Below are 11741 nucleotides of genomic sequence, written 5' to 3'. Positions count from 1 at the left end.
CATTGCCGACAAGCCGGTTCCTATAGGCGAATACGTTCCAATGGTAGGAGCCGGCTTGCCGGTGATGGTCATCTGACCGTCAACGCTTCTCTTGCTTGTTGGGCAACGGCGCAAACAACGCCTCGATGTCCTCGTTGCCCAACTGCCAATCCCCGGTCGTACGCCCATCCAGCACGCCCGCCGCCAGGTCGGATTTCTCCTTCTGCAGGTGTTGGATTTTCTCCTCTACCGTGCCCCGCGCGATCATCTTGTACACGAACACCGGCTTCTCCTGGCCGATCCGATACGCACGGTCGGTGGCCTGGTTTTCCGTGGCCGGGTTCCACCAAGGGTCATAGTGGATCACGGTGTCGGCTTCGGTCAGGTTCAAGCCCACGCCACCAGCCTTCAGGCTGATCAGAAAAATCTGCAGCTTGCCGCTCTGGAAATCCTTCACCGGTGTGCGCCGATCACGGGTCTGGCCGGTCAGCAGTGCGTAGGCAACACCGCGCTTTTGCAGTTCGACTTCAATCAGGCTCAGCATTGAGGTGAACTGGGAAAACAGCAGGATCCGCCGGCCCTCGGCAAACAACTCCTCGAGCATCTCCATCAGGCTGTCCAGCTTGCCCGAGCTGCTGCCACGCGCGGGCAGGGTGGCGTCGTTGACCAGGCGCAGGTCGCAGCACACCTGGCGCAACTTGAGCAGTGCTTCAAGAATGATGATCTGGCTGCGTGCCACACCTTTGCGGGTGATCTCGTCACGGACCTTTTTATCCATGGCCAGGCGCATGGTTTCGTACACGTCGCGCTGGGCCTCGTTGAGGTCGACCCAGTGGATGATCTCGGTCTTGGGTGGCAATTCTGTCGCCACCTGTTCCTTGGTGCGGCGCAGCAGGAACGGCTTGATCCGACCGTTGAGGTGCTGCAATCGCACATCACTGGCGCGTTTTTCGATCGGCACGCGGTAATCGCGATTGAAGCTTTTGACGTCACCCAGCCAGCCCGGCAACAGGAAGTGGAACAACGACCATAGCTCGCCCAGATGGTTTTCCAGCGGGGTGCCGCTCAGGCACAGGCGCTGCCGGGCATTCAGCTCGCGTGCCGCCTGGGCGGCCTTGCTCGTCGGGTTCTTGATGTACTGGGCTTCGTCCAGGATCAAGACGTGCAGTGGCAGGGCGGCGAGTATCTCGACGTCCTTGGGCAACAGCGCGTAGGTGGTCAATAGCAGGTCATAGTCCTGCAGGTTGGCGAAGTGTTTCTTACGTCCGGCGCCGTACAACGCCAGCACTTTGAGCTGCGGGGTGAAGTGCGCCGCTTCGTCCAGCCAATTGGGGATCAGGCTGGTGGGCATCACCACCATGCACGGCCGGTCCAGGCGCCCGGCGGCTTTTTCAGTAAGAATATGCGCCAGGGTCTGCAGGGTTTTGCCCAGGCCCATGTCATCCGCAAGAATTCCGCCGACATCCAGCTGGCGCAGTGACTGCATCCAGCTCAAGCCTTCCAGCTGATAAGGCCGCAGCGTGGCGTTCAACCCTGCAGGCGCCACGCTGGTGAAGTCCTTGATGTCGCGCAGGCGCTGGGCAAAGTTGCGGATCTTTTCACCGCCTTGCCACTGCAGCGGCAAGTCATCCAGCGGGTTGAGGCGGATCGCATCGGCCTTGGCCAGGCGCAGCGTGGTGGTGCCGGGTTCCTGCAGATAAAACTCGCCGAGGGTGGCCAGGACCGGTTTCAACCGGCCATAGGGCAATGCCACTTGCAGCGGGCCATGGCCGCCATTTGGCAGGCCGGGGATATTCACCAGGATCAGTTCATCATCGCGGCGCCGCGCGAGTTTCTCCGGGTTGAGGATTTCGGTGTGGGAGCGCATCAGGTTGAGCAGGATCGGCAGCAGGCTCAGGCGCTCGCCATTGACGATGATCCCCAGTTCGAGGTCGAACCAATCGCGCTCGGGGCCTTCGTCGACGGTGGCATACCAGTCGTCCACCGGGCTCAGGTCGAAGCCGAAATCCTCATCGATCTGCAGCTCCCAGCCCTCGGCGCGCAGGGTGGGAGAGGCGTTGAGGGTGAAGTTCAGCCAGGCGCTGTCATTGACCATCTCGAACAGTTCGCCGGCGCTTTCCGGCAAGGCCTTGCTCTGGCGCGTGGCGATCTTGAAGCCCAGCAGGCGCAGTTGCTCGCGATAGGGCTGCTCCAGCTCGGGATGGCGCTTGATGCGCAGGCTCTGGGTTTCCTGGCGCACGATGATGTCGGCGTTCTTCTGCCCGCTGACATAGTTGCCCAGGTAATTGAACGACAGCGCCGCGCGATGCTGGATATAGCGCTGCATTTTACCGTTGCGCGGTTCAAACGCGCTGAACTCGACACTCGCCAGCCACAGGCGTGGCACCGGCGGCACGTCTTCCATCACCACCTGCGGTACCACCACGCGGTTATCCAGCACGGCCTGCAGCTTCTCGAGCAGCTCGGCATCCTGGGCGGCGGCCGGGTAGGCGAGGGTTTCCTGGACCTTGAGCAGTACTGCCGCGATGTGTTTGCAATTGGTGTGCACCGGGCAGGTACAGCGGCTGTCGACGAGGATCAACGTGCCCTTGGCCGATTCGCGCAACGAGATGGTCTGCCGATACACGTTGCCGCCCGAGCCTTCGCAACTGGCAACGATGGTGCTGTCGCCGGACTCGACGATGCGCACGCGGTTCTCCAGCGCATAACGCCGCCCGCCCTCCAGGCTCTGCTCTTTGAAGCGGTTGGCCCACGAAGGGGCCAGGGGTTTGGTCAACGACGACGTCAGGGGCATGGCGCTGGATCAGTCCTGAATGTCGGGCGGCGGCGCGCTGGGGGGCTTGGCGGTCAGCGAGGTGATCTTGATCAGCAGCGCCAGGTGGCCGCCGTCGAGGTAGTTGAGTTGGTTGTTCTTGGTGCGCACGTCGTGCTGGCTCAGGTGTTCGCTGGCAATCACGCTGCCGTTGGCGTCGAATTGATTGATCCAGAAATCCGCGTCTATATCGGTGAAACGCCCCAGTTGCAGGTTCAGCACGCCCTCGATGGGAAACTGGCCGAACTGCTCCTGGCCGTCGCTGATCGCGATCTTCACGGGCTGCTCGCCGAGGTTCTGCTCCCAGGCCTTGTGCGCGAGCACGGTGTAGCTAGAGTCGGCGCTGAGCTTGTCGACGATATTGCCCAGGCGTGGCGGGCTCATCCTCTCACCCAGCCGCGCGGCGCCAGCATCCCAGTTTTCCGGCGCGGGGCGGCTGTTGATCACCGGCTCGGCGTTCTGTCGCACCAGGATCATTTCCACCAGGTACGGGCTGTCGGCAAACGCCGAAGGTGCGAGTACCACCAACAACAGGCTCAGAATGCGGAACAGGCGCATGGGGGCGTCCTTCAAGAAGATTTCGGGATGAGGCGCTCAAACAGCGCCTCCAGGGTATTGAAGCGTTCTTCGGCACGTTCCATCGGCACCATGAACTTGAACAGCGTAGCCCCTTCGAACTTGTAGCGGTTGGGCTGGCCCTGGATCAGCTTGATCAGTACCAGCGGGTCGACCGGCGTCTGCGCCTCGAATTCGATACGCCCGCCCTGCGGCCCGGCGTCGACCTTCTTGATGCCCAACTGCTCAGCCTGCAATTTGAGCAGGGTCAGGCGCACCAGGTTCTTGGTCGGTTCGGGCAACAGGCCGAAGCGGTCGATCATCTCTACCTGCAGGTCCTTGAGGCTTTCTTCGTCGGTCGCCGAAGCGATGCGCTTGTACAGGATCAGCCGTGCATGCACATCCGGCAGGTAGTCCTCGGGAATCAGCGCCGGCAAGCGCAGGTTGATTTCCGGGCCGCCGCCCAGGGGTTGGTCGAGGTTCGGTTGTTCGCCTTTGCGGATGGCTTTCACCGCGCGCTCGAGCATCTCCATATAGAGGGTGAAGCCCACGGCCTGGATCTGCCCGCTCTGGCCGTCGCCGAGCAATTCACCGGCGCCACGGATTTCCAGGTCGTTGGTCGCGAGCACAAAGCCGGCGCCGAGGTCCTGGGTGTTGGCGATGGCTTCCAGGCGCTTTTCGGCGTCGCCGGTAATTTGCTGGCGCGGTGGCGTCAGCAAGTAGGCATAGGCCTGGTGGTGACTGCGCCCGACCCGGCCGCGCAACTGGTGCAACTGCGCCAGGCCGAACTTGTCGGCACGCTCGATGATGATGGTGTTGGCGCTGGGCACGTCGATGCCGGTCTCGATGATGGTCGAGGCAATCAGCACGTTGAAGCGCTTGTGGTAGAAGTCGCTCATCACCTGTTCGAGTTCGCGTTCGCGCATCTGCCCGTGGCCGATGGCGATACGCGCCTCCGGCACCAGTTCGGCGAGGTCGGCGGCGCATTTCTCGATGGTCTTCACGTCGTTGTGCAGGTAGTACACCTGGCCGCCGCGGAGCAATTCGCGCAGCAGTGCTTCCTTGACCGTGCTTTTGTTCTGCTCCATCACGAAGGTGCGCACCGACAGTCGGCGCGCCGGCGGCGTGGCGATGATCGACAGGTCGCGCATGCCCGACACGGCCATGTTCAGCGTGCGCGGAATCGGCGTGGCGGTGAGGGTGAGGATGTCGACTTCACTACGCAGGGCCTTCAGCTGTTCTTTCTGGCGCACGCCGAAGCGGTGTTCTTCGTCGATGATCACCAGGCCCAGGTTCTTGATCTTCACATCGTCGGACAGCAGCTTGTGCGTTCCGATCACGATGTCGATCTTGCCTTCGGCGAGGTCGGCGACGGCGGCATTCACTTCCTTGGCGGACTTGAAGCGGCTCATCACCTCCACGGTCACCGGCCAGTCGGCAAAGCGGTCGCGGAAGCTGTTGTAGTGTTGCTGGGCGAGCAGGGTGGTCGGCACCAGGATCGCCACTTGTTTGCCGCCGTGCACCGCGATGAAGGCGGCGCGCATCGCCACTTCGGTCTTGCCGAAGCCGACGTCGCCGCACACCAGGCGGTCCATCGGCTTGGGCGCGAGCATGTCGGCGCGCACCGCTTCGATGGTGGTTTGCTGGTCCGGGGTTTCTTCGAAGGCGAAGCCGGCGCTGAAGGTGGCGTAGTCGGCCTTTGGATCGGCGAAGGCGTAGCCCTCGCGTGCGGCGCGGCGTGCATAGATGTCGAGCAACTCGGCGGCGACATCGCGCACCTGTTCGGCGGCCTTGCGCTTGGCTTTCTGCCAGGTCTCGGAGCCCAGGCGGTGCAACGGCGCCAGCGCGTCGTCGCTGCCGGTGTAGCGCGCGATCAGGTGCAGGTTGGCCACCGGCACGTAGAGCTTGGCGCCCTCGGCGTATTCCAGGGTGAGGAACTCGGCGGCCTGGTTGTCGATCTCCAGCGTCTGCAGGCCCAGGTAGCGGCCGACACCGTGGTCGATATGCACCACCGGCGCGCCTTCACGCAGCTCGGTGAGGTTCTTGATGACGGCGTCGTTGTTGGCGTCGGCGCGTTTTTCACGGCGCCGACGCTGCATCACGCGCTGGCCGAACAGTGGGCTCTCGGCGATCAGTGCCAGGGCTGGGTCATCCAGCAGCAAGCCTTCATCCAGCGGGGCAATGGTGATCGCCAGTCGGTCTTTGCCGGCGACGAAGTCTGGCCAGCTGTCGACGGTTTTCGGCCGCAGCTTCAAGCGTTCCAGCAGCTCCAGCAGCACTTCGCGGCGCCCGGCGGATTCGGCGGTGAACAGCACGCGGCCGGGGAAATCACCGAGGAAGTTGGACAGCGCCTCCAGCGGTTGCGTGGCTTTGGCCTGGATCGCCAGATCCGGCAGCGTGCCTGCAGGGAAACGCTCGCGGCCACTGCCAGCGTCCACGTCCTGTTGGCTGGCGACCACGCGCGGCCAGTTTTTCAGGCGCGCGAAGCAGTCTTCTACCGGCAGGAACAGTTCGGCAGGCGGTAATAAAGGACGGGAAGGGTCGACGCGGCGCTCTTCATAGCGGTTGCGCACGTCGTTCCAGAAATTCTCGGCGGCCTGCTCGATGCCGGGCAGCGAGAACACTTGAGTGTCCTGGGGCAGGTAATCGAACAGGGTCGAGGTTTCGTCGAAGAACAACGGCAGGTAGTACTCGATACCGGCCGGGGTAATCCCGCTGCTGAGGTCCTGGAATATCGGGCAGCGGCGGAAGTCGACGTCGAAGCGTTCACGAAAGCGCGCCTTGAAGCGCGTGACCGCATCTTTTTGCAACGGGAATTCACGCGCCGGCAGCAGCTTGATCGACTCGACTTTATCGATGGAGCGCTGGTTTTCCGGATCGAAGGTACGCAGGGTTTCGATTTCGTCGTCGAACAGGTCGATGCGATACGGCAACTTGCTGCCCATCGGGAACAAGTCGATCAGCGCGCCCCGCACGGCAAACTCGCCGTGCTCGTACACCGTATCGACGCAGCGGTAGCCGCTGGCTTCCAGGCGCGTGCGCATCTGTTCGACATCGAGCTTCTGGCCGATATCCAGCACCAGGCTGCTGCCCAGCAGGAACTTGGTCGGCGCCAGGCGATGCAGGGCCGTGGTGATCGGCACCACCAGCACGCCGTGGGCCAGTTCCGGCAGGCGGTACAGGCTGGCGATGCGCTGGGAAATGATGTCCTGGTGCGGCGAGAACAGATCGTAGGGCAGGGTTTCCCAGTCGGGAAAATGCAGCACCGGCAAATCGGGGGCGAAGAAGCTCAGCTCCTGCTCGAGTCGCTCGGCACTTTGGCTGTCGGCGGTGAGCAGCAGGGTAAAGCGCTTGGCTGCGCTGGCAGCCTCGGCAATGGCCAGGCTCAGGGCGGCACCGGGCAGGTTGCCCCAGTGCTGTTTACCTGCCGCGGCAGGGAGAAGCGGTAGACGCAGAACGGGCACGGAAGGTTGAGCTCCAAGCGTTGCGACAAAGTCGGTAATTGTAACGGCCCGAGGTGCCGCCTGTCAGTTGCTGACTGAGCCTATTACGGTTTGTAGGAAATGTAGTGGCTAAGACAAACAATGGCGTGTTTTGACTCAATATGTAGTGCCATTTCGCGCGTATGTTTCGGAGGGTTACGGACAAGTCGGCGTTGCCGTCGAATAGGTGGCCTTCTGGAACCCGCGTATTTACTGGGCTGCAGCGCGGTGTTGGTTTTTGGCAAGCACTTTTTGTTGCCGGGCGCGCATTGCTCCGAGGGCGGTCGGGCGGCATAATGTAGCCCCTTTTTTCTGCCCCTACATGTGGAAGGTTCCCGTGACTCAGAAGCCCGACCAGTGTCTTGGTGAATGGATCGACCGTGAAGCACTCGCTGAAGCGATGATTCCGCTTATCGGTCAGCTGTACCGCAATAACAATGTGGTGAGCTCGATCTATGGCCGCAGCCTGATCAACCAATCAGTCATCGCGATTCTCAAGGCGCATCGCTTTGCTCGCCATCGCTCTGCCGACGACAGCGAACTCTCCGTCCACGAAACATTCCCCCTGCTCAAGGCCATGAGCGAGCTCAAGCTCGGCGCGGCTTCGGTAGACCTGGGCAAGCTGGCCTATAAATTCCGCAAGGAAGGTGCCGGCCGCAGCGCCGAGCAGTTCGTGCGTGAAGAAATGGCCGAAGTGGTTGGCCAGCAAAACGCCGCAGCCCGCAAAGGCACCGACGTCGTGCTGTACGGCTTCGGTCGTATCGGCCGCCTGCTGGCGCGCATCCTGATCGAAAAAACCGGTGGCGGCGACGGCCTGCGCCTGCGTGCCATCGTCGTGCGCAAAGGCGCCGAGAACGACCTGACCAAGCGCGCAAGCCTGTTGCGTCGTGATTCGGTACACGGTCCGTTCAACGGCACCATCGTCATCGACGAAGAAAACAACACCATCACCGCCAACGGTAACCTGATCCAGGTGATCTACGCGAAGAACCCGTCCGAGGTGGATTACACCCAGTACGGCATCAAGGACGCCCTGCTGGTGGACAACACCGGTGTCTGGCGTGATGCCGAGGGCCTGGGCCAGCACCTGGCCTGCCCGGGTATCGATCGCGTTGTCCTGACCGCTCCGGGCAAGGGCAAGCTGAAGAATATCGTTCACGGCATCAACCACGCTGAAATCACCGCTGACGACAAGATCGTGTCCGCCGCTTCCTGCACCACCAACGCCATCGTGCCGGTGCTGAAGGCTGTGAACGACAAGTTCGGCATCGTCAACGGTCACGTCGAAACCGTTCACTCGTACACCAACGACCAGAACCTGATCGACAACTTCCACAAGGGCGATCGCCGTGGCCGTAGCGCCGCGTTGAACATGGTGATCACCGAGACCGGTGCTGCCACCGCTGCTGCCAAGGCCCTGCCTGAGCTGGCCGGCAAGCTGACCGGTAACGCGATCCGTGTGCCGACGCCGAACGTGTCGATGGCGATTCTCAACCTGAACCTTGAGAAAGCCGCCACCCGTGAAGAGATGAACGAGTACCTGCGCTACATGGCGCTGCACTCCGACCTGCATAAGCAGATCGACTTCGTCAATTCGCAGGAAGTGGTGTCCACCGACTTCGTCGGCTCGCGCCACGCCGGTGTGGTGGACGCGGAAGCGACCATTATCCAGGACAACCGCGTTGTGCTGTACGTGTGGTACGACAACGAGTTCGGCTACAGCTGCCAAGTGGTTCGCGTGATGGAAGACATGGCTGGGGTCAACCCGCCTGCATTCCCGCGCTAAGCCTATGCGATGAGTGAAAAAGCCCCGACTGGTTCGGGGCTTTTTTGTGCCTGTGAGGGCCTCTTCGCGAGCAAGCCCGCTCCCACATTCGACCGGGTGTCTTCAGGCGCGCGCGGTCAAATGTGGGAGCGGGCTTGCTCGCGAAGGCGGTCGTTCAGCCAGCGCAAATCCTCAATTGAGCAACTGGGTACGCAAGCGTTCGGACAGCCCATTGGGCGCCAGCCAGAGGCTCAGGTAAGCCCTCGCCAGCTCATCATTGCCACTGCTGAACACTACCTGCCCATTGATCTCCAGGTTCAAGCCTCGCCCCGGACGAAAATCCAGGGCATACCGGTCGCCGCTGCGGATATCGCGAAAACTGGCGTGCAGTTTGTCTATCTCGGGCTTCAGTCGGGCGCTGGCCTGCTGGCGCTGCAGCGTGGCAGTGGCGGCTTTGATCACGTCGTTGCGGTCGATGTCGCGAAAGTAATACAGCGTCAGGCGCAACGCTTTTTGTTGCGACCAGGCCTCCTTGGCGCTCAGGTCGGACGGGGCATACAGCGCCGCCGTGTAGACATCCGCCCACAGGTAGGTAAGCACCGCCTGGTTTTTCAGCGCCAGTTCATGGGATTGCAGCGGAAAATCGGCTTGCCGGAGCCGATCCGCCTCACTCGCCTGCGCCGCCAGCGAAAAAATCATCATTAAACAGAAAACGACATGCCGCATAATGGCTCGTCCTGTAAAGGTGCGTGCCAGCAGTGTAATGCCTGTTTCGTGTTTCTGTAGTAAAGGCAAGACTGGCCTACGACGCGACCAAGGGTTAATGTGCGCGGCGTTGAGCCTTATATAGACTGTGCCCCGGTTCACACACTTGAGCCAAATTGTCCTTCATGACCGCTGGCCGCGGCATGATTTAGCCAGGCGTTCAACCGTGCGCCTGGCCTGTTCTGAGGAGTACGCATGGCTGTCTACAACTACGACGTGGTGGTACTGGGTTCCGGCCCGGCTGGAGAAGGTGCGGCGATGAACGCCGCGAAGGCAGGGCGCAAGGTGGCGATGGTCGATAGCCGTCGCCAGGTCGGCGGTAACTGCACCCACCTGGGTACCATCCCGTCCAAGGCCTTGCGTCACTCGGTGCGCCAGATCATGCAGTTCAACACCAACCCGATGTTCCGGGCGATTGGTGAGCCGCGCTGGTTCTCGTTCCCGGACGTGCTGAAAAGCGCCGAGAAGGTGATCTCCAAGCAAGTGGCTTCGCGCACCGGTTACTACGCCCGCAACCGTGTCGACCTGTTCTTCGGTACCGGCAGCTTCGCCGACGAGCAAACCATCGAGGTGGTATGCCCCAACGGCGTGGTCGAGAAGCTGGTGGCCAAGCACATCATCATCGCCACCGGTTCGCGTCCGTATCGCCCGGCGGATATCGATTTCCACCACCCGCGTATCTACGATAGCGACACCATCCTCAGCCTGGGCCACACCCCGCGCAAATTGATCATCTACGGCGCCGGCGTGATCGGCTGTGAATACGCCTCGATCTTCAGCGGCCTGGGTGTACTGGTAGAGCTGGTCGACAACCGCGACCAACTGCTGAGCTTCCTCGACTCGGAAATTTCCCAGGCGTTGAGCTACCACTTCAGCAACAACAACATCACTGTGCGTCACAACGAAGAGTACGAGCGGGTCGAAGGCCTGGACAACGGGGTGATCCTGCACCTCAAGTCCGGCAAGAAGATCAAGGCCGACGCCTTGCTGTGGTGCAACGGCCGTACCGGCAACACCGACAAGCTGGGCATGGAAAACATCGGGGTCAAGGTCAACAGCCGTGGCCAGATCGAGGTGGACGAGAACTACCGCACCTGCGTGGCGAACATCTATGGCGCCGGTGACGTGATCGGCTGGCCAAGCCTGGCCAGTGCCGCGCACGACCAGGGCCGTTCGGCCGCTGGCAGCATCGTCGACAATGGCAGCTGGCGTTATGTGAACGATGTGCCGACCGGGATCTACACGATTCCCGAGATCAGCTCGATCGGCAAGAACGAACATGAGCTGACCAAGGCCAAGGTGCCTTACGAAGTGGGCAAGGCGTTCTTCAAGAGCATGGCGCGTGCGCAGATCGCCGGTGAGCCGCAAGGCATGCTGAAGATCCTGTTCCACCGCGAGACCCTTGAGGTGCTCGGCGTGCACTGCTTCGGCTATCAGGCGTCGGAGATCGTCCACATCGGCCAGGCCATCATGAACCAGCCGGGTGAACTCAATACCCTCAAGTATTTCGTCAACACCACGTTCAACTACCCGACCATGGCCGAAGCCTATCGGGTAGCGGCCTACGACGGCCTCAACCGGCTTTTTTGAGCGGCTCCGGCCGGTGGCCTGAGCCGGCCGGGGAGACCGATTTCAGTAATTCTCGAGGGTGGCAGTGGCCAAACCGGGAAAGTCTGTAATCAGGCTATCTACGCCGAAGTCGGCGAGCCTGCGCATCAGCGCGGGTTCGTTGACTGTCCACACGGACACGTGCAAGCCCTGGCGCTGGGCTTTTTCCAGACGCTCAGGGGTGCACAACGTCCAGTTCAATGCCAGAAACTCACAACCATAGTTCTGCGCGACCTTCAGCGGGTCGAGCCAGGCGTATTCGGCGACCAGGCCGCGTGACAGGTCCGGGGTCAGTTCAACCGCTGCCTTCAGCACTTCCCGCGAGCTTGAGGTCACGGTGACCTTGTCCATCAGGCCAAAGCGCACCGCCATTTCGCGGATGGCCAGTACGGTGGTTGCGGCGCGGGTGCGCGAGGCACTTTTGACTTCCAGTTGCCAGTGATCGAAGTCGCACTGCTCGAACAGCTCTTCCAGGCGTGGGATCGGGCACGGCTTGACCCAGCCGGGGCCGCCTTTGCGCGCGTCCATCTTCACCAGGTCCGCCGCCGAATACTCGACGACCTTGCCGCGCCGGTCAGTGGTGCGCTTGAGCGTCGGGTCGTGGATGACCATCAGCTCGCCGTCCATGGACAGGTGCAAATCCAGTTCGCAGCGGCGTACACCGTGCTTGAGGCACTCCTGGAAGCTGGTCAGGGTGTTTTCCGGTGCTTCGCCTTTGGCACCGCGGTGGCCGTAAATCAGGGTCACAGTTGCTCCTATGCGCCAGGTCTGCTGG

The 11741-nt window shown here is 61.8% G+C and carries 7 protein-coding genes; 2 read left to right on the top strand and 5 right to left on the bottom strand.

Annotated features, from left to right (window positions below):
- Positions 1-79: 79 nt before the first annotated feature.
- From BBG20_RS07945 to mfd, 3 genes are read right to left on the bottom strand one after another with little or no spacing between them, the layout of a single operon-like run.
- Positions 80-2773, bottom strand: coding sequence for a DEAD/DEAH box helicase (locus BBG20_RS07945; RefSeq protein ID WP_065902000.1), 2694 nt, complete (start codon positions 2771-2773; stop codon positions 80-82).
- A gap of 9 nt (positions 2774-2782) precedes the next feature.
- Positions 2783-3349: a CsiV family protein gene (locus BBG20_RS07940; protein WP_065901998.1), complete on the bottom strand. Its 567-nt coding sequence runs from the start codon at positions 3347-3349 to the stop codon at positions 2783-2785.
- Between the two features lie 11 nt (positions 3350-3360).
- The gene (mfd, locus tag BBG20_RS07935; protein WP_065901996.1) at positions 3361-6810 is read right to left on the bottom strand and encodes a transcription-repair coupling factor; all 3450 of its coding nucleotides are present in this window, start codon (positions 6808-6810) and stop codon (positions 3361-3363) included.
- Between the two features lie 340 nt (positions 6811-7150).
- Here mfd and BBG20_RS07930 point away from each other — a divergent pair, with 340 nt between their 5' ends.
- Positions 7151-8614, top strand: coding sequence for a glyceraldehyde-3-phosphate dehydrogenase (locus tag BBG20_RS07930; protein ID WP_065901994.1), 1464 nt, complete (start codon positions 7151-7153; stop codon positions 8612-8614).
- Between the two features lie 171 nt (positions 8615-8785).
- Here the strand turns inward: BBG20_RS07930 and BBG20_RS07925 are convergent, their stop codons facing one another.
- Positions 8786-9319 carry a chalcone isomerase family protein gene (locus BBG20_RS07925; RefSeq protein ID WP_065901992.1) on the bottom strand — a complete coding sequence of 178 codons (534 nt, stop codon included), beginning with the start codon at positions 9317-9319 and terminating at the stop codon, positions 8786-8788.
- Between the two features lie 234 nt (positions 9320-9553).
- Here BBG20_RS07925 and sthA point away from each other — a divergent pair, with 234 nt between their 5' ends.
- The gene (gene sthA / locus BBG20_RS07920) at positions 9554-10948 is read left to right on the top strand and encodes a Si-specific NAD(P)(+) transhydrogenase (RefSeq protein ID WP_016975273.1); all 1395 of its coding nucleotides are present in this window, start codon (positions 9554-9556) and stop codon (positions 10946-10948) included.
- Between the two features lie 42 nt (positions 10949-10990).
- Here the strand turns inward: sthA and BBG20_RS07915 are convergent, their stop codons facing one another.
- Complete coding sequence (locus tag BBG20_RS07915) at positions 10991-11713, bottom strand: glycerophosphodiester phosphodiesterase (protein ID WP_065901990.1); 723 nt, start codon at positions 11711-11713, stop codon at positions 10991-10993.
- Between the last annotated feature and the right edge of the window lie 28 nt (positions 11714-11741).

This window comes from Pseudomonas aylmerensis (assembly GCF_001702265.1).
Lineage (GTDB): Bacteria > Pseudomonadota > Gammaproteobacteria > Pseudomonadales > Pseudomonadaceae > Aquipseudomonas > Aquipseudomonas aylmerensis.
This window is presented reverse-complemented; position numbering and strand designations above follow the sequence as displayed.